The organism is Agromyces selenitireducens (assembly GCF_052748465.2).
Map to the genome: position 1 here is coordinate 1,988,817 of NZ_CM188259.1, position 22,698 is coordinate 2,011,514.

Genomic DNA, 22,698 nt, shown 5'->3' on the forward strand with positions numbered 1-22,698 from the left:
CGCAGGTGAAGTACGCGCCGGCGATCCTCGTCGGCCGGCTCGTCAGGATCGCCGCCCGGCTGCGCAAGCCGGGCGGCGGTTCGGCGGTGCCGGGCCTCATCGTCAACCGCATCGCGCCCGGCTACCTCAAGCGCACGCTGTCGGGCTTCCCGCAGGGGCTGGTCGTCGTCTCGGGCTCGAGCGGCAAGTCGACCACGACCAAGATGCTCGTCGCGATCCTCCGGGCCCACGGCGAGCAGGTCTTCACCAATCCCTCGACGGCGAACATCAGCCAGGGACTCACGTCGGCGCTCCTCGAGCGGGCCGACTGGCGGGGCCGCGTGCCGGGCGACGTCGCGGTGCTCGAGATGGACGAGGGGCACGGCGCGGTGGTCATGCAGGGCGTCGACGCGCGGATCGCGACACTCACGAACGTGATGGTCGACCAGATCGACCGCTTCCACGATTCCGAGATGGTCGCGGGCATGCTCGCGCGCATCGCGGACCGCGCGCACGAGGCCGTCGTCGTGAACGCCGACGACGCCTACCTCCTGCGGCTCGCGGCGAACCTCCGGGCGGACGTCGCGGTGCGCCGCTTCGGCGTGTCCGATGCGGTCCTCGCCGCGGCGCCGCGCGGACTCGGGCACACCGAGACGAGCGCCCAGCGGCTCGACCCCGCCGACGGCATCGTCGTGGCATCCGTCGACGGCGCGTCGACCGTGCTCGCCGACGGTGCGGCGTCGATCACCGTCGGGCTTCCCGCGCGCGGCATCCACTACGCCGTCGACGCCGCCGCCGCGTACGCGACCGCGAAGCAGGTGCTGGGGGAGCGGTTCTCCGCAGAGACCGCCGCCGCGTCGCTCGGCGCGATCCCCGCCGTGTTCGGGCGCGGTGAGCGCGTCACCGTGCGTGGCCAGCAGGTCGACTTCGTTCTCGTGCAGAACCCGGCCAGCTACCAGCTCAACGTCGACAGCATCGCGCCCGGGACCGAGCAGATCCTGTTCGCCATCGGATCGGACGTCCGCGATCCGTCGTACTTCTGGCCGGCGGACGCCTCGTCGCTCGGCAGGGTGTCGCTCGTCAGCGGTTCGAAGGCCGCGGAGGCGGCGCTCATGCTGGCCTACGACGGCGTCGAGATCGACCGTGTCGAGCCCGACCTGGCTCGGGCGCTCGACGATTTCCTCGCCCTTCCGGCGCCCGCGGCGGGCGTGAAGACGATCGTCTTCTCCGCCGACTCGATGCGGCGCACGCGTGCCCACCTCGGACTCACGGGAGCGGAATGACCCTCACCATCGTGTCCCTGCTGCCGTCGCTGCAGAACACCAACGGCGACGCCGAGAACGCCGTGGTGCTCGAGTCTCGCGCCCGCTGGGCCGGACTCGATGCCCGCGTGGTCGCGGTCGAGTCGGCATCCGACCTGCCCGAGCACGTCGACGCGGTGGTGCTCGGCTCGGGCAGCGACGCCTCCCTCGACATCTCGCGGGAGCGGCTGCTCGGCCTGGTCGACGAGCTTCGTCGGTGGGGCACGGAAGGCGTGCCGATCCTCGCCGTCGGCACGGGGTGGGAACTGCTCAGCTGGGGAATCGAGCGCGCCGACGGGTCGACCGTCGAGGGACTCGGCATCGTCGCCGGTCGCGGCGTGCCGCGCGCGCGCCGCATCACGGGCGACCTCATCGTCCAGGTGCCGCGGATCGGTCAGCTCGTGGGCTTCGAGAACCACGCCCGCGACTACGTCGGCGCGGAGGCGTCCCCGCTCGGTCGCGTGCGGGCCGGCACCGGCAACGGTCGCGGATCCGGGCAGGAGGGCGTTCGCATGGGCGACGTCATCGGAACGCACCTTCACGGACCCGTGCTCGCCAAGAACCCGCGCCTCGCCGACTCGATCCTCGAGCGCATGTGCTCGCGCGCCGGGCTCGCGTACACGCCGGGCGCTCAGGCCGCGGTGGTGGACGGCTACGCGGAATCCGCCCGTCACGCCCAGCTCAAGGCTGCGGGCGTCGCGCCGGCCGACTGAGCCCGGTCCGCGGCATCCGCTGCACCGCACACGACGAACGCCCCGAATGGCTCCGGGGCGTTCGTGTCGTCTGGGACGCGCTCAGTCGCGCGTATCGGTGAGGAGCCGGCTCGACTCGTCGTGCCAGCTGTGGGCGATCTGCGAGAGCTTCTCCTCGTGCTTGCGACCGTGATGGGCGCAGAACAGGAGCTCGCCGCTCGTGACGACCACGCGGATGTAGGCCTGCGCGCCGCAGGCGTCGCACCGGTCGAGGGCCGTGAGCTCGTGGGGGGTGTCGAGTTCGTCGACCGCACCGGCGGTGTCGGTGTACTGGTTCATGGCGCCTCCTCCGTAGCTCACGATCCGATCTGTTCTCATCAATCAAAACACGTGCGGCGCCGCGATCCTTCCGTGGGAGCCCGCATTTCGCTCAGCGCGAAGCGCCTGACCTGCATCGGGGGTGGCCCTCAGTAGGCTTGTGCGACGTGAGCTCCGACTATTCCGCCCGCCATCTCTCCGTGCTCGAGGGCCTCGAAGCCGTGCGAAAGCGCCCGGGCATGTACATCGGCTCGACCGACTCCCGCGGCCTCATGCACTGCCTCTGGGAGATCATCGACAACTCGGTAGACGAGGCGCTCGCGGGCCACGGCACCGAGATCGAAGTGGTACTCCACGCCGACGGCAGCGTCGAGGTCCGCGACCGCGCCCGCGGCATCCCGGTCGACGCCGAGCCGAAGACGGGACTGTCGGGCGTCGAGGTCGTGTTCACGAAGCTCCACGCGGGCGGCAAGTTCGGCTCCGGCTCGTACTCGGCATCCGGCGGCCTGCACGGCGTCGGCGCGTCGGTCGTGAACGCGCTGTCCGAGCGCCTCGACGTCGAGGTCGACCGGGGCGGGGCCACGTGGGCGATGTCCTTCCATCGCGGCGAGCCAGGCGTGTTCGCCGACAACGGCACGCCGTCGCCGACAGCAACCTTCACGCCGTTCGAGCGATCCAGCGAGCTGCGGAAGGCCGGGCGTGTCGCGAAGGGCGTCACCGGCACCCGCGTCCGGTACTGGGCCGACCCGCAGATCTTCACGAAGGGCACCGCGTTCCAGCTCGAGGACCTCCTGAACCGGGCCCGGCAGACCGCCTTCCTCGTCCCGGGCCTCGCCATCTCGGTCGTCGATGAACGGGGCGAGGAGCCCGAGAGCCACCGCTTCCGATTCGACGGCGGCATCTCCGAGTTCGTCGAGCACCTCGCCGTCGACGGTCCGGTCACCGACGTCTGGCGACTCACCGGCGACGGTCGCTTCACCGAGACGGTTCCCGTGCTGAGCGACCACGGCGCCATGATCCCGACCGACGTCGAGCGGCACTGCCACGTCGACATCGCCCTGCGCTGGGGCACCGGCTACGACACCGTCTCCCGCAGCTTCGTGAACATCATCGCGACGCCGAAGGGCGGAACCCACCTGGCGGGGTTCGAGCAGGGCCTGCTGAAGTTCCTCCGGCAGCAGGTCGAGCAGAACGCTCGACGGCTCAAGGTCGGCAACGACAAGATCGACAAGGACGACGTCCTCGCCGGGCTCACGGTCGTGCTGACCGTGCGCCTGCCGGAGCCGCAGTTCGAGGGCCAGACCAAGGAGGTGCTCGGCACCCCCGCGGTGCGCTCGATCGTGGCATCCGTCGTGCAGAAGGCGCTGGGGGAGCGGTTCGCCTCCACGAAGCGCGATGACAAGGCCCAGACCTCGCTGCTCCTCGAGAAGATCGTCTCCGAGATGAAGGCGCGCATCTCCGCGAGGACCCACAAGGAGACGCAGCGGCGCAAGAACGCGCTCGAGACGTCGTCGCTGCCTGCCAAGCTCGTCGACTGCCGCTCGAGCGACGTCGAGCAGAGCGAGCTGTTCATCGTCGAGGGCGACTCCGCGCTCGGGACGGCCAAGCTCGCGCGCGACAGCGAGCACCAGGCGCTCCTGCCGATCCGCGGCAAGATCCTCAACGTGCAGAAGGCCAGCATCGCCGACATGCTGAGCAACGCCGAGTGCGCGTCCATCATCCAGGTGATCGGCGCAGGTTCCGGGCGAACCTTCGACCTCTCCGCGGCGCGCTACGGCAAGGTCATCATCATGAGCGACGCCGACGTTGACGGCGCGCACATCCGCACGCTGCTGCTGACGCTGTTCTTCCGCTACATGCGGCCCATGATCGAGGACGGCCGCGTGTTCGCCGCGGTCCCACCGCTGCACCGGGTCGTCGTCATGAATCCCGGCTCGAAGCCGAACGACGTCATCTACACCTACTCCGAGGCGGAGCTGACCGGGGTCCTCGCCACGCTGCGCAAGCAGGGCAGGAAGCACCAGGACCCGATCCAGCGCTACAAGGGGCTCGGCGAGATGGACGCCGATCAGCTCGCGACGACGACCATGGACCGCGGGCACCGCACGCTGCGCCGGGTCGGCGTCGCCGACGCCGAGAATGCCGGCCGTGTGTTCGAACTCCTGATGGGCAACGAGGTCGCGCCGCGCAAGGAGTTCATCGTCGACAGCGCCGCGGCGCTCACGCGTGAGCGCATCGACGCCTAGCCCTGCACCCGCGCGGACGGTTCCGCCCGGGCAGTCGTCGGTCAGGGGCGACCGGGCGGGATGTTCTGGTTCAGGTGGAACACGTTGCCGGGATCGACCTCGTACTTGAGCGCCCGGAGCCGAGCGAGCTTCGCCTCGGAGTATGCGCGACGCACTCCGGCCGCGCCCTCGTCGGCGAGCGCATTCACGTAGGCGCCGCTCGCGAACCGGTCCAGCGTGCCCGCGTATCGGCGTGCCGCTGCGATCCGCCGCTCGTCCTCCGCCGGATCGCTCCACCGAGATGCGGCGACGAACTCGAACGCGGCGCCGCGGCCCGAGAACGCGGTCGCCTCGTCGGGCACCTCGGCGATGGCTCCGCCGTAGGCCTGCAGGCTCACGTTCGGCAGGTCCCGCCCCGCTCGCGACAGGACGGCGTCGATGACCTCGTCGCCGAGCGCGTCGAAGTAGTGACCCTTCCAGTACCGCCGCCACGCGTGGCCCTCGACGTCATCCTCACGCGTCTGCAGCTCGAGGTAGCTGAGCGGCTCGACGATCCGCTGCGGTGCCTCCGTCGCGTCCGCGAGTTCGGATCCGAGCCGCTCGGCCACGGCGGCGCCCTCGACGGGGTCGCCCACCCACACGAAGCCGAGGGACACGGTGCCGCCCGCGATGGTCGCGTTCCACGTAGCCCTCCGATCGGCCGAGGCGGCAGCATCCCGCCAACGTCGCATGGCGCCCCCGGCGGCGGATGCGGGGAACCGGAACTCGACCGAGAGCGCCTGTCCGGGCTCGGGATGGAGGGCGAACTCGAACTCGGTGACCACGCCGAAGTTCCCGCCGCCACCCCGAAGGCCCCAGTAGAGCTCCGGATTCGATTCGGCCCCGACCCGAAGCGTCTCGCCCGCCGCGGTCACGAGCACGAACGAGACGACGTTGTCGCACGCGAGGCCGTGGCGGCGTGCGAGCCAGCCCATGCCGCCGCCGAGCGTGAGACCGCCGACTCCGGTGTGCGAGACGTTGCCGGCCGTCGTCGCGAGCCCGTGCTCCTGCGCAGCACGGTCGAGTGCTCTGAGCAGCGCACCGCCCTGGACGCGCGCCCGGCGCGTCCCGGCGTCGACCTGCACCGCGCCCATGGGGCGGAGGTCGATCATGAGCCCGCCATCGGGCACGGCATGACCGACGATCCCGTGTCCTCCGCATCGGACGCCGACCTCGAGGTCGTGTGCGATCGCGAAGCGGACCGCGACAGCCACGTCGTCCGCGCTCGTGCAGCGCACGATCCAGCGCGGCCGACGGTCGACCATGGCGTTCCAGACCGTCCGCGCCTCGTCGTATCCCGGGTCGCCGGGCTCGAGCACGTCACCCTCGACCGCGCTCCTCAGCTGCTGGACCGTCATCATCACCTCCCGGGTCCGGATGGGCCGCGACGCCTCGATGCGTCGAGGGCGCGCCGCCGGGACATGGCCGAACATGCCACGCCCGCCTCCGGGCCGTCAAGCGTCGCCGCCGGGGCTCGGCGTTGACCGGAGTGGCGCCGGCGCCACGGTCAGCGCTCAGCGGATGGCGCGGCCCACCGCGTGCACGGCGGCCTCGAGCGGCTGCCCCGACCCGTCGCGCTTGCCGTTGCCCGCGGGCAGCGCCCGGACGGCGCCGTCCGACGCGAGGGCGTGCGCCGGTCCGGGACCGACCCACGCGACCGCCAGGGCATCCTGGCCCTTGAGGAAGCGGTGGGCTCGGACACCTCCGGTCGCGCGGCCCTTGCCCGGGTACTCGGCGAAGTCGGAGACCTTCGCTGCGCCGGGGTCGGCGCCGAGCAGGGTGTCGCTGGCGGCCGCCACCGTGACGACCACCGCGGCGTCCACGTCGTCCCGCTGAAGCGCCTCGAAGTCGATGACGCGAGCGTCGGCTGCGAGCTTGATGCCGGCCATGCCGCCCGCCGGGCAGCCCTGCGGGCGCACCGTCGAGGCCGGGAAGTGCAGCAACTGGGCGTCGCTCGTGACGAAGACGAGCTCGTCGTCGTCGCCGCCCTGGGCTGCGCCGACGACGCGATCGCCCGGCTTGAGTGAGATGACCTCGAAGTCGGGCCGGTTCGGGTAGTTGCCCGGCGCGACGCGCTTCACGATGCCCTGTTCGGTGCCGAGCACGATCGGCTGGACCGAGGCGAGCGACACGACGCCCAGCACGCGCTCGTCGCGGTCGGTGAGCCCGAGGTACTCGGCGACCTTCACGCCGGCGGCGAGGTGGACCGAGTTCGCCGGCAGCACGGGCAACTCGAGCGGGGAGAACCGGATCAACCGGCCCTTCGAGGTCACGGCGCCGATCTCGCTGCGGCTCGTCGTGTCGAGCTCCGAACGGACGGCGTCGTGCTTCGCACGGCGAGCCGGGGGAGCGAGCTGCACGGCGGGCGCCCCTTCGGCGGCGTCGATGCGCGCGATGCGCCCGGTGGCGCTCAGGATGACACGGCAGGGCACGTCGGCGTGCTGGAGCTCGGCCGGGTCGACCGCCCTGCGGGACTTCGGCTGCACCTTGGCCTCGGTGAGCATCGTCCGGCGCGGCGTGCCGTACAGCTCAGCCGCCCGGCCGAGCTCGTCGCCCACCTGCGCGCGGATGCGGGCGTCGCTGCCGAGGAGTTCCTCGAGCGCGGCGATCTCGGCGAGGAGCTGGTCGCGCTCGGCCTCGAGCTCGATCCGCGAGAACCTGGTGAGTCGACGCAGCCGAAGCTCGAGGATGTACTCGGCCTGCAGCCGACTGAGGTCGAACACGTCGATGAGGCGGGTCCGCGCGGCATCCGCATCGTCGCTCGTGCGGATCACCTGGATGACCTCGTCGATGTCGAGGATCGCGATGAGCAGCCCCTCGACGAGGTGCAGGCGCTCGCGTCGACGCGCGAGCCGGAACTCCGAGCGTCGGGTGATCACCCGGATGCGGTGGGCCAGGTACACGTCGAGCAGCTCGCGGAGTCCGAGCGTCTGCGGCTGCCCCTCGACGAGGGCGACGTTGTTGATGCTGAAGCCGTCCTCGAGGGGGGTGAGCCGGTACAACTGCTCGAGGACCGCCTGCGGGTTGAAGCCGGTCTTGACGCCGATGACCAGTCGCAGGCCGCGATTGCGATCGGTCAGGTCCGTGACATCCGCGATGCCGGTGATCTTCTTGGCGTTGACGCCGTCCTTGATCTTCTCGATGACCTTCTCCGGGCCGACGAGGTACGGCAGCTCGGTGACCACGAGCCCCGTCTTGCGCGCGGTGAGCTGCTCGATGCTCACCTTCGCGCGCGTCTTGAACGAGCCGCGACCGTTCGCGTACGCGTCGCGGATGCCGGCGAGGCCGACGATCGTGCCGCCCGACGGGAAGTCCGGCCCCGGGACGTACTCCATCAGCTCGTCGAGTGTCGCCTCGGGATGCTCGAGCAGGTGGCGGGCCGCCGCGACGACCTCGATGAGGTTGTGCGGCGCCATGTTGGTGGCCATGCCGACCGCGATGCCGCTCGCGCCGTTGACGAGCAGGTTGGGGATGGCGGCGGGCAGCACCTCGGGCTGCTGGTGGGAATTGTCGTAGTTCGGGACGAAGTCGACGACGTCCTCGTCGAGGTCGTCGGTCATCGACATCGCGGGCGGCGCCATCCGCGCCTCGGTGTAGCGCGCCGCGGCCGGGCCGTCGTCGAGCGAACCGAAGTTACCGTGGCCGTCGACGAGGGGTACGCGGAGCGTGAAGGGCTGCGCGAGCCGGACGAGCGCATCGTAGATCGCCGAGTCGCCGTGCGGGTGCAGCTTGCCCATGACCTCGCCGACGACGCGAGCCGACTTCACGTGACCGCGGTCGGGGCGCAGCCCCATGTCGCTCATCATGTAGAGGATGCGGCGCTGGACCGGCTTCAGGCCGTCCCTCGCGTCCGGCAGCGCGCGCGAGTAGATCACCGAGTACGCGTACTCGAGGAACGAGCCCTGCATCTCCTCGGCGACGTCGACGTCGTCGATCCGCTCGGCGATCCGGGAGGTGCTGGGCTCGTTCTTGCTTGGGGTCATTCGTCGTCTCTGCGCAGGGCGTGCCGGGCACGCACGGGGGAACGGGGACCGCGCCCGGCCTGTGCCAGACTGGGCGCGATGCCTGCAATGCTACCGGTGCCCGCCGACGGAGCCCCGCGGCTCACCGCGGTGCTCGGCGCCGCGCTGGCGTCCGTCGCAGGAACGCGGAACGTCCTCGACCTTCCGGCCGCATCGTCTGCAGTCGTCGTCCTCGTCGACGGGCTCGGCGCGGCGAACCTCAACGCCCGCGCAGGCCATGCGCGAAACCTCGCCGGTCGGATGGCGAAACGCGACGTGATCCGCACGGTGTTCCCGTCGACGACCGCCGCCGCGATCGCGAGCTTCGCCACGGGCCTCATGCCGGGCGCCCACGGCCTGATGGGCTATCGGGTGCCCGACCGCGCGAACGACCGCGTCGTCAACCAGCTCAGCGGGTGGGACGACCTCATGGTCCCCGAGACCTGGCAGCCCCACCCCACCGTCTTCGACCAGGCGGTGGAGCGCGGTGTCCGCGCCGTCGCCGTGGGCGGCACCCGGTATGCGACGTCGGGCTTCACCCGGGCGGTGCTGCGCGGCGCCGAATACCGTGCGGGCGGCACCGTCGCCGACCGCTTCGCCGAGGCCATGCGCGTCGTGCAGGAGGGGCCCGCGCTGGTCTACGTGTACGTTTCGGAGCTCGACCAGATCGCCCACGCCCACGGTTGGGAGTCCGATCGCTGGATCACGGCACTCGAGTCCCTCGACGCCGAGGTGGCCGCATTCGAGCGGCGGATGCCGCGGGGCACCGGACTGCTCGTCACCGCCGACCACGGCATGGTCGACGTGCCCACCCATCGCCACGTGTTCGTCGATGCACGCCCGGAGCTCCTCGAGGGCGTGCGCCACGTCGCCGGGGAGCCGCGTTGCCTGGGGCTCGTGCTCGAAGCGGAGCTGGATGCCGCCGCGCGCGAGGCGCTGGTCGCCGGATGGCGCGATGCGGAGGGGTCGCGCGCCTGGGTCGTCTCGGCCGACGAGGCCGTCGCCGCCGCACTGTACGGCGACGTCGAACCGCGGAACCGCGACCGCATCGCCGACATCCTCATCGCGGCGCGAGCCGGCGTCGCCTACTACGACCGACGCGACGCCGACCGACGAGGGGAATCGATGATCGGCCAGCACGGCTCGCTGACCGACGAGGAGACACGGATCCCCCTGATCAGGATGGGCGCGTACGCGCGATCCTGACCGCGGGTGAGGTCAGGCCGGGTACCGGCCGCGCTTCACCTGCGGCTTCGGCAGGCGCAGCGGACGCAGCTGCAGGGCTCGCATCGCGGCGTACCAGCGCACGCGCTCGACCTTGTCGGCGCCGAACTTCGCCGCCAGCTTCCGCTGCAGGACGAAGCCGAGGATGATCACGTCGACGATCGAGACGAGGAAGAACGCCCAGAGGGCGAAGATGCCGATCGTCTGCACCTCGTAGCTCGGGACGAAGGTCAGCACGATCACCGCGAACATGACCGGGATCAGGATCTCGCCGATGCTGAACCGCGCGTCGATGTAGTCGCGCACGTACTTCTTCTGCGGGCCGCGATCGCGTGCCGGGAGGTACTTCTCGTCGCCGGCGGCCAGACCGAGGCGGGCGCGCTCGCGTGCCTCGGCGGACTTCGCACGGGCCTGGCGGGCGGCCTCCTTGCGGTCGTTCGGCACCAGGGGGCGCTTGCGTGCGGCCTCGCGTTCGGCGCGCGTGGGGGTCGGGGCGCCCTTGCCGACCTTGGGGGCGGCGCCGTCGCCGTCGCCGGTCTGCGGAGCGGGAGTGTCGGTACTGGGGTGCTTGGCCACGGGAGTCCTCGTCGATTCGGTTCGCCTTAAGATTACCCGCATGACCGACCTGCGACCCGACGTCCAGCCTGCCCGTGAACCCGTCGAGCCGACGAGGGGAGGGGAGACCCTCGATCGGCTCCGGGCCGCCGTCGAGTCCGGGTTCCCGTCCACGGTCGCAGACCTCACCCGTCTCGTGCGGATCCCGTCCGTCTCCTGGGCCGCGTTCGATCCCCAGCACGTGGCGCGTAGCGCCGACGCGGTCGCCGCCCTGGTCCGCGGGCTGGGCGTGTTCGACGTGGTCGACATCCGACGCGCCCCGATCGGTTCGGAGGACGGCGCGCCCCTCGGCCAGCCGGCGGTCGTCGCGCGCCGCGCCCCGCGGAACGGGCGCCCGACCGTCCTCCTGTACGCCCACCACGACGTCCAGCCTCCCGGACGGGACGAGGACTGGGCCTCGGCGCCGTTCGAGCCCACGCTGCGGGGCGACCGCCTCTACGGACGCGGAGCGGCCGACGACAAGGCGGGCGTCATGGCGCACATCGCCGCCGTCCGGGCCCTGGTCGACGTCCTCGGCGACGACCTCGACCTCGGCATCGCGCTCTTCATCGAGGGCGAGGAGGAATTCGGGTCGCGGTCGTTCGCATCGTTCCTGCGTGACAACCGCGAACTCCTCGAGGCGGATGCGATCGTCGTGGCCGACTCCAACAACTGGGACGTCGACACCCCCGCACTCACCGTGGCCCTGCGCGGGAACGTGACGTTCCGGCTCAGCGTCACGACACTCGACCATGCGTCGCACTCCGGCATGTTCGGCGGAGCGGTGCCCGATGCGATGCTCGCCGCGGTCCGACTGCTGGATTCGCTCTGGGACGCCGACGGCGCCGTGGCGGTCGAAGGACTCGTCGCGGCCGACCTCGAGACGCCCGACTACGACGACGCGCAGCTCCGCGCCGAGGCCGGCCTGCTCGACGGGGTGGCGTCCATCGGGCGCGGCAGCATCCTCTCGCGCATCTGGGCGCAGCCCGCGATCACGGTGACCGGGATCGACGCCCCGACGGTCGCGAACGCGTCGAACACGCTGCTGCCGAGCGTGGCCGTGCGGATCAGCGCGCGCATCGCCCCGGGCCAGGACGCCGCCGAGGCGCTCGAGGCGCTCCGCGCCCACCTGTACGCCCATGCGCCGTTCGGGGCGCGAATCGCCATCGACGACGTCGACACCGGGCAGCCGTTCCTCGTCGACACGAGCGGATGGGCGGTGACCGAGGCGAAGGCCGCCATGGCCGACGCGTGGGGGAAGGAGCCGATCGACATCGGCGTGGGCGGCTCGATCCCGTTCATCGCCGAGCTCGTGGAGGAGTTCCCGGCGGCGCAGATCCTGGTCACCGGCGTCGAGGACCCGGATTCGCGCGCCCACAGCCCCAACGAGTCCCTGCATCTCGGCGTGTTCCGACGTGCCGTGCTCGCCGAGGCGGCGCTGCTCGCGCGACTGGAGACGCGCGGCGGCCGCTGAGCCGGTCGGCCTGCGATGGAGCGGATGCCGCACCCGCGCGCCGAGCGGGGGAGACCCCCAGCCGCCGCAGGTACAATCGGCGTACCCGAAGACTTCCGAGGAGTGACATGAGCGACACGATCACCGACGCCACGCACGGCGTGAAGCTGAGCGAGCCCGCCGCCGCCAAGGTACGCAGCCTCCTCGAGCAGGAGGGTCGCGACGACCTGCGCCTTCGCGTGGCCGTCCAGCCCGGCGGCTGCTCGGGTCTGATCTACCAGCTGTACTTCGACGAACGAGTCCTCGACGGCGACGCGGTGGTGGACTTCTCCGGCGTGGAGGTCGTGGTCGACAAGATGAGCGTGCCCTACCTCGACGGCTCGACGATCGACTTCGAGGACACCATCCAGAAGCAGGGCTTCACCATCGACAACCCCAACGCGGAGGGCAGCTGCGCCTGCGGCGACTCGTTCCACTGAGTCCGGCCCGCCTTCCGGAAAGGGAGACTCGCTCCGGCGGGTCTCCCTTTCCGGATTTTCCGCCGATGGGCGGACGTTTCGTCGCATATCTCGCTGAATGGGCGCCGAGCGTGCACGACCACGGTGCCGGTTCGGAGTAGGCTAGGACCGATCAATGCGCTTCGCTGAGAAGCGCCTTCGAGTCTCCCGAAAGGTCACCGGTGCGCCACAATCGCCGTCTCCGATGGGCTGCTGTTCCGATCGCAGCGACGCTCAGCCTCGTCCTCGCCGGATGCACGCAGGCACAGCTGAACGGATTCCTCCCCGGGTTCGTCGAGGGCGAGCCGCCCACGACCAACCACGCGGAGCGCATCTCCGGCCTGTGGGTCACGTCGTGGATCGTCCTCCTCATCGTCGGCGTCGTCACCTGGGGTCTGACCATCTGGGCCGTCATCGCGTACCGGCGCCGCAAGGGCCAGACCGGCCTCCCGGTCCAATTGCGATACAACATGCCGATCGAGGTGTTCTACACCGTCGTGCCGCTCATCCTGGTGCTCGGCTTCTTCGCCTTCACCGCGCGCGACCAGCAGGCGATCGAGCAGCGCTTCGCGGAGGACGAGGTCGACGTCCAGATCGAGGCCATCGCCAAGCAGTGGGCATGGGACTTCAACTACGTCGACGAGGACGTCTACTCGGTCGGGGTCCAGGCTCGGTTGGACGAGGACGGCGCGGCGGGCTCAGTCGTGCAGGAGGAACTGCCCACGCTCGTGCTGCCCGTCGGGGCCAACGTGGAGATCGCCCTCCAGTCCCGCGACGTCATCCACTCGTTCTGGGTGGTGGACTTCCTTTACAAGAAGGACATGTTCCCCGGCAAGACGAACTACATGTCGTTCGTTCCCGAACGCGAGGGAACCTATGCCGGCAAGTGCGCCGAACTCTGCGGGGAGTATCACTCGCTCATGCTCTTCAACGTCGAAGTGGTCTCGCAGGACGAGTACGAGGCGCACATCGACTCGCTCCGCGCCGCCGGTCAGGTCGGCCAGTTGTCGACGGAGTACGACCGGAACCAGAACCTGCCCGGAACGGGCGCGCCCGAACTCGAAGAGGAAGAGTAAGCCGCGATGAGCACCACCACCGCACCGGGTCGCCCCAGCGCGACGTCGCAGCCGTTCGGCACCTCGAAGGTCGAGCGCAAGGGCAACATCATGGTCAAGTGGATGACGTCCACCGACCACAAGGTCATCGGGTACCTGTACCTGGTCACGTCGTTCATCTACTTCCTCGTGGGCGGCGTGATGGCGCTCATCATCCGCGCCCAGCTGTTCGAGCCCGGCCTCGAGATCGTCCAGACGCGTGAACAGTACAACCAGCTCTTCACGATGCACGGCACGATCATGCTGCTCATGTTCGCGACCCCGCTCTTCGCCGGCTTCGCGAACGTGCTCATGCCGCTGCAGATCGGCGCACCGGACGTGGCGTTCCCGCGCCTGAACGCGCTCGCGTACTGGCTGTTCAACTTCGGCTCGCTGATCGCGGTGGCCGGATTCTTCACTCCGCAGGGCGCCGCGTCCTTCGGATGGTTCGCCTACCAGCCATTGGCATCGACGACGTTCTCACCAGGAATCGGCGGAAACCTCTGGATGCTCGGCCTCGGCATGTCCGGCTTCGGCACGATCCTCGGCGCCGTGAACTTCATCACGACGATCATCACGATGCGCGCCCCGGGCATGACCATGTTCCGCATGCCGATCTTCACCTGGAACACGCTCGTCACGTCGATCCTCGTCCTGATGGCGTTCCCGGTCCTCGCGGCCGCGCTGCTGGCCGCCGCGGCCGACCGCATCTTCAACGCTCACATCTACGATCCCGCGAACGGCGGCGTCATCCTATGGCAGCACCTGTTCTGGTTCTTCGGGCACCCTGAGGTCTACATCATCGCCCTGCCGTTCTTCGGTATCGTCTCCGAGATCTTCCCCGTGTTCAGCAGGAAGCCGATCTTCGGGTACAAGACGCTGATCTATGCGACCATCGCCATCGCCGCGCTCTCCGTATCGGTGTGGGCGCACCACATGTACGTCACCGGCTCGGTGCTGCTGCCGTTCTTCGCGCTCATGACGATGCTCATCGCAGTGCCGACGGGCGTGAAGATCTTCAACTGGATCGGAACGATGTGGCGAGGATCGATCACCTTCGAGACGCCGCTCATCTGGGCGCTCGGCTTCCTCATCACGTTCGTGTTCGGCGGCCTCACGGGTGTCATCCTCGCCTCCCCGCCACTCGACTTCCACGTGTCCGACACGTACTTCGTCGTCGCGCACTTCCACTACGTCGTCTTCGGCACGGTCGTGTTCGCGATGTTCGCCGGCTTCTACTTCTGGTGGCCGAAGTGGACCGGCAAGATGCTGAACGAGACGCTCGGCAAGTGGCACTTCTGGCTCCTGTTCATCGGGTTCCACACGACGTTCCTCATCCAGCACTGGCTGGGCGTCGTCGCCATGCCGCGTCGGTACTACTCGTACCTGCCGGAAGACAACATCACCTGGATGAACCAGCTGTCCACGATCGGCGCCTTCATCCTCGCGGTGTCGATGATCCCGTTCTTCGTCAACGTCTACATGACCGCGCGCCGCGCGCCGAAGGTGACCGTCAACGACCCGTGGGGCTACGGCGGCTCACTCGAGTGGGCGACCAGCTGCCCGCCGCCCCGGCACAACTTCACGTCGATCCCGCGCATCCGTTCGGAGCGCCCGGCCTTCGACCTCAATCACCCGGAGGCCGGCATCCCAGTGGGCATCGGCCCGGCGAAGGACGCCCCCGAGGCTCCCGTGTACGACGCCGACACGAAGGAAGTCAAGTAGATGCGCACGAACGTCATCCTCTTCTGGGTCCTGACCGGATTCTTCGTCCTGGCGGCAGGCGTCTACGCCTTCTGGTCGACGATCGACGGTGCATCGCGGATCGCCAACTCATACAGCCCCGGTCCGGAATGGGCTGGGACCATCGCACTCGCCCTGACGGCGATCTTGAGCGCGTTCATCGCGTTCTACCTCGGCCGTGTCCGCAAGGAACAGGGCGGCGAACTGCCCGAGGACCGGCTCGATGCCAACATCGACGACGGTGACGCGGAGCTCGGCTTCTTCAGCCCATGGAGCTGGTGGCCGATCCTGCTCGCGGGCGGCGCCGGGTTGGCCTTCCTGGGGCTCGCGGTCGGCGTCTGGATCACGTTCATCGCGGTCCCGCTCGCCCTCGTGGCGCTCGTGGGATGGGTGTACGAGTACTACCGCGGAAACTTCGCGCGCTGAGCGCGTTCGACGTGGGAGCCCCGGCCGGGTCCGGCCGGGGCTCCTCCGCGTCGTGGTCGAACTCCGGATTCAGTCCCTTCTCACGGCACCGACGACGCACCATGCGAATGCGGGCTCGCGAAGGACGATCTCGAAGCCCTGTCGTCGCACGGCGTCGCACATCGATTCAGGATCGTGGATGAACGCGCGGTAGCTGCGACGCGCGGCTCGACACATCCCGTTCTCGACGGCCGCGGCGGCGCGCGTCAGCCAGTTGCGCGGCGGGTGACTGAACGCGATGGTGCGATGTGCGCGCCCGGCGGCTGCTGCGAGGAGCAGCTCTGCATCGGGATAGCAGCACACCACGCGATTCAGGACGACGATGTCCGACCGGGGGCGGAGCCGGGCTGCAACGCCAGATCGATGCGGACGGTGCGCGCGACCAGTCCGTCGACCCCGGCGGCAGCGATGAGGCGCTCCGCCTCCGCCTCGTACTCGTGCGAGAGCTCGAGGTTGACCGTGCGCGCGGCACCTCGGGCGAGCAGTTCGAACTGCAGTTCGCCGACCCTGCCTCCGATCTCGAGCACGCTGGCGCCGTCGATCCCGCTGTCGACGACGAACTCGAGGAGTCGGCGCTCGACCGTGGTCGGACCCTTCGCGCCGTAACGGCGCGCGACATGGCGTGCGAACCGCTCGTCGAACACGGCGTCGTAGCGGGTCGGATCAGGCGGGCCGCAGCACGCGTCCATCTCGCCAGTATGGGCCCGGCTCAGCCCCGATGGAAGCGAAGCACGTCGACGGACACCGTCACCTCGGTCTTCGCTTCGCGAGGCGCCGCGGACTCGAGACCACCGGCGCGCGCTTCGGTGAGTGCGTCGTCATCCCCGTCGCCAACGTGGTGAGCCGACGGCCCCATCCTCACGAGCGACCGAGCCTGGGCCGCATCCAGCGCGATGCGGTACTCGAGACGGTGGCGCGTGCCGGCCCGGAATCCGGCGCGTGCCAACTGGTCCGTGACCATCTCGGCCTTCCCGCCGGGGATCTCGAGCATCCCACCCTGCGCACGGAGCTCGCGCAGATGTCGATCGGTGGGAACGACGACCACGACCGCGCCGCCCGGCTTGGTGATCCTGGCGAACTCCTCGGGGTTCCGGGGTGCGAAGACGTTGATCGAGACATCCGCGATCGCGTCGCGGATCGGCAGCGGACGCCAGAGATCGAGGACGATTCCGACCGCGTTCGGGACGGCCTTCGACGCCATGCGAACAGCGACGGGGGAGCGGTCGCCGAGCAGGAACTCAGCCCCGGGGAACCGTGCGGCCAGATGCGCGGAGTAGTGACCGGTGCCGCAGCCGAGATCGGCGATCCTCAGCGGTTCGGAAGACCCATGCGCGACCGGATCACAGGCGTCGGCGATGGCCTCGGCGATCGGGTCGAATGCGCCTGAGCCGAGCAGAGCGGCACGGGCTTCGAGCATCTCCCGGCTGTCGCCGAGCGTGTGCGGCGCGCGTGGCGGTAGGAGCGTCAGTGTCCCGTGCTTCGACAGGTCGAACCGGTGGCCGGCGGCGCAACCGACGACCCGACCGGGGAGTTCGGCGAGGGGGAGTGAACAGTTCGGGCACCGGAGCCACGTCGAGTCGATCGACATGGTCCGGTGCCCGATGGCGGTGCGGTCGCGGGTCAGTGCTGCGACGAGTGGTGAGCCGCCTCGAGTTCGCCCTTCGTGACCGGCGCGATGCGGTCCTCGAAGAACCACCGCGACATTCCTGCGCGGATGCGCTGACCGACCGTGATCTTGCCGCGGTCGTTCGGTCGCAGCATGAGCGGCTCGTACGACTCGTAGCTGACGAGCTTCCAGCGGTCGTACTCGTCGAGCGGCTGGTGCACCTCGATGAACTCGCCGCCGGGGAGCTTGACGATGCGTCCCGACTCATAGCCGTGAAGCACGATCTCGCGGTCCTTCTTCTGCAGCGCGATGCAGACGCGCTTGGTGACGAAGTAGGCGATGATCGGGCCGAGGATCAACAGTGCCTGCAGCGATCCGATCACGCCCTCCATCGTGAGCATGAAGTGCGTCGCGATGAGGTCGGAGGCCGCTGCCGCCCACAGGACCGCGTAGAAGGTCACGCCGGCGGCGCCGATCGCGGTACGCGTCGGCTTGTTGCGCGGACGGTCGGCGATGTGGTGCTCGCGCTTGTCGCCCGTGACCCACGCCTCGATGAAGGGGTAGATGAGCACCGTCAGGATGAACAGCCCGAGCACGGTCACCGGCACCAGGATGTTCAGCGACCAGGTGCGGTCGAACAGCACGAACTCCCAGCCCGGCGGGACGAGACGCAGCGCACCGTCCGCGAACCCGATGTACCAGTCGGGCTGCGTACCGGCGGAGACGGGCGACGGGTCGTACGGACCGTAGTTCCAGATCGGGTTGATCGTGAACAGCGAGGCGATCAGCGCCAGCACGCCGAAGACGATGAAGAAGAATCCACCGGCCTTCGCTGCGTACACCGGCAGGATGGGCGGGCCCACCGCGTTCTGCTGGGTCTTTCCCGGTGCGGCGTAGTGCGTGTGCTTGTGCACGACCACGAACATCAAGTGGATCGCGATGAGCGCGAGCAGGATCACCGGCAGGATCAGGATATGGAGCGTGTAGAGGCGCCCGACGATGGCCGTGCCCGGGAACTCGCCGCCGAAGAGCAGGAACGAGGTCCACGTGCCGATCAGTGGGAAGCCCTTGATCATGCCGTCGATGATGCGGAGGCCGTTGCCCGAGAGCAGGTCGTCCGGCAGCGAGTAGCCAGTGAAGCCCTCGCCCATCGCGAGGATGAACATCACGAAGCCGATGACCCAGTTGATCTCGCGCGGCTTGCGGAACGCACCGGTGAAGAAGATCCGCAGCATGTGCAGGCCGATCGCGGCCACGAACAGCAGCGCCGCCCAGTGGTGCATCTGGCGGACGAAGAGACCGCCCCGGATGTCGAACGAGATGTCGAGCGTCGAAGCCATCGCGATCGACATCTCGACGCCCTTGAGCGGCACGTACGAGCCCTCGTACTCGATCTCGGCCATCGAGGCCTGGAAGAAGAACGTCAGGAACGTGCCGGTGATGAGGATGACGACGAAGCTGAAGAGCGCGATCTCACCGAGCAGGAACGACCAGTGGTCGGGGAATGCCTTGCGGCCGAGTGCGTTGACGAACGTCGAGAGGCTGGTCCGCTGGTCGATGTAGTTCGACGCGGCACCTGTGACGGAGCGACGCTGCGGCGCTTGCGTTGTTGCGGTACTCAATGACGCTCCCAGAAGCTCGGACCGACGGGTTCGGTGAAGTCGCTCTGCGCAACGAGGTAGCCCTCGTCGTCGACCGCGATCGGCAGCTGGGGAAGCGGACGTGCGGCCGGCCCGAAGATGACCTCGCAGTGGTTCGCCACATCGAACTGCGACTGGTGGCAGGGGCAGAGCAGGTGGTGGGTCTGCTGCTCGTACAGGGCGACGGGGCAGCCGACGTGGGTGCAGATCTTGGAGTACGCGACGATGCCGTCGTACGACCAGGAGGCGCGCTCCTCGGTCTCGTTCAGATCCTCGGGGTTGAGGCGCATGAGCAGCACCGCGGCCTTGGCCTTCTCCTCCAGGCGCCCGTGGTGCATCTCGGCGAGGCCCTCGGGGATCACGTGGAAGGCACTGCCGATCGTGACGTCCGACGCCCTGATGGGGACACCCGACGGGTCGATCGTGAGTCGGGTGCCCTGCTTCCACATGGTGTGGCTGAGCAGCTCGACCGGGTTCTCGTCCTGCGGCGCGAGCCCACGGAAGAGGACGACGGCCGGAAGCGGGAACACCAGCAGTGCACCGATGAGGCTGTTGCGGATGACCGACCGGCGCGTGAAGCCCGACTCGCGGTCGGCATCCTGGAAGACCTGGATCGCGCCCTGACGCGTCTCCTGATTGCCGCCGATGGGGTGCCGCTCGTCGGCGATCTCGACGTCGGCCATGAGCGACTTCGCCCAGTGGACCGCGCCGAATCCGATCCCCAGCAGCGCGAGCGTCGCGCCGAGGCCCACGAACATGTTGTTCAGGCGGACGTCGCCGACGTTGTTGCCCTCCATCGGGAAGAGCATGTACGCCGCGATCGCCCAGATGCTGCCGAGGATCGAGAGGTAGAACAGCGTGTAGACCGTGCGCTGCGCGCGCTGCTCCTTCTTGGGGTCCTCATCGGTGACGCGCGGACGGTGCGGCGGGAAGCCGGGGTTCTCGAACGCGTCCGCCGGGATGAGTGCGGTACCCGTCTTCACGGCGGGGACGTTCGCGGCGTGCGACGAGTCGGCAGCGGCGATCTCCGAACCGCTGTGGTCGTCCTGTGCCATGGTTCTCCTTCTTCGCTTCTTCGGTCGGCCCTAGTTGGACTTCGCCGTGATCCACACGGTGATCGCGACGATGGCGCCGAGACCGAAGATCCAGATGAACAGGCCCTCCGCGACCGGACCGAGCGAGCCGAGCTCGAACCCTCCGGGCGAACGGTTGTCTTGCACGTACTGCAGGTAGGTGATGATGTCGCGCTTGTCCTCGGGCGTGATGTTCAGGTCGTTGAACACCGGCATGTTCTGCGGACCCGTGACCATGGCCTCGTAGATGTGGACACCGGAGACATCCGTGAGCGCGGGAGCGTACTTGCCCTCGGTGAGGGCACCGCCGGCGCCGGCGACGTTGTGGCACATGGCGCAGTTGATGCGGAAGAGCTCGGCACCGTTCGCGGCGTCGCCGCCGCCGCTGACGAGGCTGTCGGCGGGGATGTCGGGTCCGGGCCCGAGCGAGCCGACGTAGTACGCCAGCTGCTTGACCTGCTCGTCGGTGAACTGCGGCGGCTTGACCGGAGCCTGAGGACCCTGCATCTGCATCGGCATGCGACCGGTGCCGACCTGGAAGTCGACCGACGCTGCGCCGACGCCGATCAGGCTCGGCCCCACTTCGGTGCCCACCGCGTCGATCCCGTGGCACGTGGCGCAGTTGGCCTGGAAGAGCTTCTTGCCCTCTTCGATCGTCTCCTGCGACGTGGGGGAGGGCTCGGCCTGCGCGGTCGTCGTGCTGAAGGCGGCGTAGGCGCCGCCGGTGAAGACGAGGCCGAGTGCGAGCAGCGCGGCGGTGGCGAGCGGATGCCGGCGACCGGTGCGTCGCTTCGAGCGGGTCATTGATCTCTTCCTGTTCACGGGCATTGCGGTTCGACGCTCCTGGGTTCGGCCGTTATCTGAGGACGTAGATGACGAGGAACAGACCGATCCACACCACGTCGACGAAGTGCCAGTAGTACGACACGACGATCGCGCTGGTGGCTTCGCGGTGGCCGAAGTTCTTGACGGCGAACGTGCGGCCGATCACGAACAGGAAGGCGATGAGACCGCCCGTGACGTGGAGGCCGTGGAAGCCCGTCGTGAGGTAGAACGCCGAGCCGTAGGCGTTGGAGTCGAGGGCGATGCCCTCCGAGACGAGCTGCGCATACTCCCAGACCTGACCGGCGACGAAGATGGCGCCCATCGCATAGGTGAGGAAGAACCACTCGACCATGCCCCACTGCGTCGGCTTCCAGCCCGTGCGATAGGGCTGGCTGCGCTCCGCCGCGAACACCCCGAACTGGCACGTGAACGACGACGCCACGAGGATGATCGTGTTGGTCAGCGCGAAGGGGAAGTTGAGGCGACCCGCTTCGAAGTCCCACAGTTCGGGGGACGTCGACCGGAGGGTGAAGTAGATCGCGAAGAGGCCCGCGAAGAACATCACCTCGCTTCCGAGCCACACGATCGTTCCGACCGCAACGGTGTTCGGACGCTTGATCACGGGCGCGCTCGCCTGATACGTCAATGAGGTGCTCGTCACCATCCCATTATGGCTGATTCGGCGGCCAAGTTTTCGACGTCACGTCGAGATCACAGACTCGTCGACCGTCGCGGAGTCCGAGACGGTCCTGCTGAAGGCCGTGAATCCGCCGTGAATCCGCGCGGATAGGATCGACCCATGTCCGCGACGCAGAACTGGCCGGCCGTGCTCAACGCCCTCCTCGAGGGCGAGGACCTCAGCGTGTCCGATGCGGCATGGTGCATGGAGCAGGTGATGACGGGCGTCGCGACCGACGCGCAGCTCGCCGCATTCCTGGTGGCGCTCAGGTTGAAGGGTGAGACCGTCGACGAGGTCGTCGGCTTCCGCGACGCGATCCTCGAGCACGCCGTGCAGCTGCCTGCGGACTCCATGGCGCTCGACATCGTCGGCACCGGAGGCGACCGGTTCGGCACCGTGAACGTCTCGACGATGGCCTCGGTCGTCTGCGCCGCGGCGGGCGTGCCGGTCATCAAGCACGGCAACCGCGCGGCGAGCTCCGCATCCGGCTCGTCCGACGTGCTGGGCGCCCTCGGAGTCGACCTGTCCCTGTCGGCCGCTCGGGTGGCCGAGGTGCTCGACGAGGTCGGCATCACGTTCGCGTACGCAGCCGCATTCCACCCCGGTTTCCGCCACGCCGGTCCCGTGCGCTCGCAGCTCGGCATCCCGACCGTGTTCAACTTCCTCGGCCCGCTGTGCAATCCGGCCCGTCCGGAGGCGTCAGCGGTCGGCGTCGCCCACCTCGATCGCGTCCCGCTCATCGTGGGCGTGTTCCAGACACGCGGCGCGACGGCGCTCGTCTTCCGGGGCGACGACGGACTCGACGAGCTCACGACGACGGGGCACAGCCACATCTGGGAGATCTCCCGCGGCACCGTCAAGGAGCACGACCTCGACCCCCGGGAGCTCGGCATCCCCCGGACGGGCATCGAGCAGCTGAAGGGCGGCGACGCCCAGCACAACGCGGGCGTCGTCCACGACGTGTTCGGCGGTGCACGCGGGCCGATCCGCGACATCGTCGTGCTGAATGCGGCCGCGGGTCTCGTGTCGTACGAGCTGGCGAACGATCCGAACCAGATGCAGCGGACGATCCTCGAGCGGTTCCACGAGAAGATGGCCGTCGCCGAGGGGGCGATCGACAGCGGCGCAGCGGCGCGCAAGCTCGACGAGTGGGTCGCGGCGACGCGACGCTGAGGCGACCGATTTGCCGCGCGGCATCCGCTCTGCGCCGTCGCCGGGAACGCAGTGACGGGGCCCCGCCGAAGCGGGAC

At 69.2% G+C, this 22,698-nt stretch carries 20 protein-coding genes; 10 read left to right on the forward strand and 10 right to left on the reverse strand.

Annotation, left to right across the window (positions count from 1 at the left end; translation table 11 throughout):
• Positions 1–5: 5 nt before the first annotated feature.
• Positions 6–1,262: a Mur ligase family protein gene (locus ACULK4_RS09235; protein ID WP_445966811.1), complete on the forward strand. Its 1,257-nt coding sequence runs from the start codon at positions 6–8 to the stop codon at positions 1,260–1,262.
• Positions 1,259–1,993, forward strand: coding sequence for a type 1 glutamine amidotransferase (locus ACULK4_RS09240; protein WP_445966812.1), 735 nt, complete (start codon positions 1,259–1,261; stop codon positions 1,991–1,993). Before ACULK4_RS09235 ends, ACULK4_RS09240 begins: the two co-directional genes overlap by 4 nt.
• 81 nt (positions 1,994–2,074) lie before the next feature.
• Here the strand turns inward: ACULK4_RS09240 and ACULK4_RS09245 are convergent, their stop codons facing one another.
• Positions 2,075–2,311: a DUF7455 domain-containing protein gene (locus tag ACULK4_RS09245; protein WP_445966813.1), complete on the reverse strand. Its 237-nt coding sequence runs from the start codon at positions 2,309–2,311 to the stop codon at positions 2,075–2,077.
• Positions 2,312–2,457: 146 nt separating this feature from the next.
• On the opposite strand from ACULK4_RS09245, the gene ACULK4_RS09250 reads away from it, so the two are divergent.
• Positions 2,458–4,536: a DNA gyrase/topoisomerase IV subunit B gene (locus ACULK4_RS09250; RefSeq protein ID WP_445966814.1), complete on the forward strand. Its 2,079-nt coding sequence runs from the start codon at positions 2,458–2,460 to the stop codon at positions 4,534–4,536.
• 41 nt (positions 4,537–4,577) lie between these two features.
• On the opposite strand, the gene ACULK4_RS09255 is transcribed toward ACULK4_RS09250, so the two are convergent.
• On the reverse strand, positions 4,578–5,912 hold the full coding sequence (locus ACULK4_RS09255; protein WP_445966815.1) for an FAD-binding oxidoreductase: 1,335 nt from the start codon (positions 5,910–5,912) through the stop codon (positions 4,578–4,580).
• 156 nt (positions 5,913–6,068) lie between these two features.
• Positions 6,069–8,537: a DNA gyrase/topoisomerase IV subunit A gene (locus tag ACULK4_RS09260; RefSeq protein WP_445966816.1), complete on the reverse strand. Its 2,469-nt coding sequence runs from the start codon at positions 8,535–8,537 to the stop codon at positions 6,069–6,071.
• Positions 8,538–8,615: 78 nt separating this feature from the next.
• On the opposite strand from ACULK4_RS09260, the gene ACULK4_RS09265 reads away from it, so the two are divergent.
• Positions 8,616–9,761, forward strand: coding sequence for an alkaline phosphatase family protein (locus ACULK4_RS09265; protein WP_445966817.1), 1,146 nt, complete (start codon positions 8,616–8,618; stop codon positions 9,759–9,761).
• A gap of 12 nt (positions 9,762–9,773) precedes the next feature.
• On the opposite strand, the gene ACULK4_RS09270 is transcribed toward ACULK4_RS09265, so the two are convergent.
• On the reverse strand, positions 9,774–10,355 hold the full coding sequence (locus ACULK4_RS09270; protein WP_445966818.1) for a DUF3043 domain-containing protein: 582 nt from the start codon (positions 10,353–10,355) through the stop codon (positions 9,774–9,776).
• A gap of 40 nt (positions 10,356–10,395) precedes the next feature.
• On the opposite strand from ACULK4_RS09270, the gene ACULK4_RS09275 reads away from it, so the two are divergent.
• The 5 genes from ACULK4_RS09275 to ACULK4_RS09295 all read left to right on the forward strand — a co-directional run bounded on the left by ACULK4_RS09275 (position 10,396) and on the right by ACULK4_RS09295 (position 15,586).
• Positions 10,396–11,847, forward strand: coding sequence for a dipeptidase (locus ACULK4_RS09275; protein ID WP_445966819.1), 1,452 nt, complete (start codon positions 10,396–10,398; stop codon positions 11,845–11,847).
• A gap of 107 nt (positions 11,848–11,954) precedes the next feature.
• Positions 11,955–12,305 (forward strand): iron-sulfur cluster insertion protein ErpA, encoded by a 351-nt coding sequence (erpA, locus tag ACULK4_RS09280; RefSeq protein WP_445966820.1) that lies wholly within the window; start codon positions 11,955–11,957, stop codon positions 12,303–12,305.
• A gap of 200 nt (positions 12,306–12,505) precedes the next feature.
• Positions 12,506–13,399, forward strand: a complete 894-nt coding sequence (gene ctaC, locus ACULK4_RS09285; protein ID WP_445966821.1) for an aa3-type cytochrome oxidase subunit II — start codon at positions 12,506–12,508, stop codon at positions 13,397–13,399.
• Positions 13,400–13,405: 6 nt separating this feature from the next.
• Complete coding sequence (ctaD, locus tag ACULK4_RS09290; protein WP_445966822.1) at positions 13,406–15,142, forward strand: aa3-type cytochrome oxidase subunit I; 1,737 nt, start codon at positions 13,406–13,408, stop codon at positions 15,140–15,142.
• Complete coding sequence (locus tag ACULK4_RS09295; protein WP_445966823.1) at positions 15,143–15,586, forward strand: cytochrome c oxidase subunit 4; 444 nt, start codon at positions 15,143–15,145, stop codon at positions 15,584–15,586.
• A gap of 350 nt (positions 15,587–15,936) precedes the next feature.
• On the opposite strand, the gene ACULK4_RS09300 is transcribed toward ACULK4_RS09295, so the two are convergent.
• From ACULK4_RS09300 to ctaE, 6 genes are read right to left on the reverse strand one after another with little or no spacing between them, the layout of a single operon-like run.
• A complete protein-coding gene (locus ACULK4_RS09300; protein ID WP_445966824.1) occupies positions 15,937–16,314 on the reverse strand; it encodes a class I SAM-dependent methyltransferase in 378 nt (125 codons plus the stop codon).
• Between the two features lie 20 nt (positions 16,315–16,334).
• The gene (locus ACULK4_RS09305; RefSeq protein WP_445966825.1) at positions 16,335–17,213 is read right to left on the reverse strand and encodes a methyltransferase domain-containing protein; all 879 of its coding nucleotides are present in this window, start codon (positions 17,211–17,213) and stop codon (positions 16,335–16,337) included.
• A gap of 32 nt (positions 17,214–17,245) precedes the next feature.
• Entirely contained in the window at positions 17,246–18,853 is a 1,608-nt protein-coding gene (qcrB, locus tag ACULK4_RS09310) for a cytochrome bc1 complex cytochrome b subunit (RefSeq protein ID WP_445966826.1), read from the reverse strand.
• On the reverse strand, positions 18,850–19,926 hold the full coding sequence (qcrA, locus tag ACULK4_RS09315; protein ID WP_445966827.1) for a cytochrome bc1 complex Rieske iron-sulfur subunit: 1,077 nt from the start codon (positions 19,924–19,926) through the stop codon (positions 18,850–18,852). Before qcrA ends, qcrB begins: the two co-directional genes overlap by 4 nt.
• A 30-nt stretch (positions 19,927–19,956) precedes the next feature.
• Entirely contained in the window at positions 19,957–20,748 is a 792-nt protein-coding gene (gene qcrC / locus ACULK4_RS09320; RefSeq protein ID WP_445966828.1) for a cytochrome bc1 complex diheme cytochrome c subunit, read from the reverse strand.
• Positions 20,749–20,800: 52 nt separating this feature from the next.
• Positions 20,801–21,433, reverse strand: coding sequence for an aa3-type cytochrome oxidase subunit III (gene ctaE, locus ACULK4_RS09325; protein WP_445966829.1), 633 nt, complete (start codon positions 21,431–21,433; stop codon positions 20,801–20,803).
• Between the two features lie 135 nt (positions 21,434–21,568).
• Here ctaE and trpD point away from each other — a divergent pair, with 135 nt between their 5' ends.
• The gene (trpD, locus tag ACULK4_RS09330; RefSeq protein WP_445966830.1) at positions 21,569–22,621 is read left to right on the forward strand and encodes an anthranilate phosphoribosyltransferase; all 1,053 of its coding nucleotides are present in this window, start codon (positions 21,569–21,571) and stop codon (positions 22,619–22,621) included.
• Positions 22,622–22,698 lie beyond the last annotated feature (77 nt).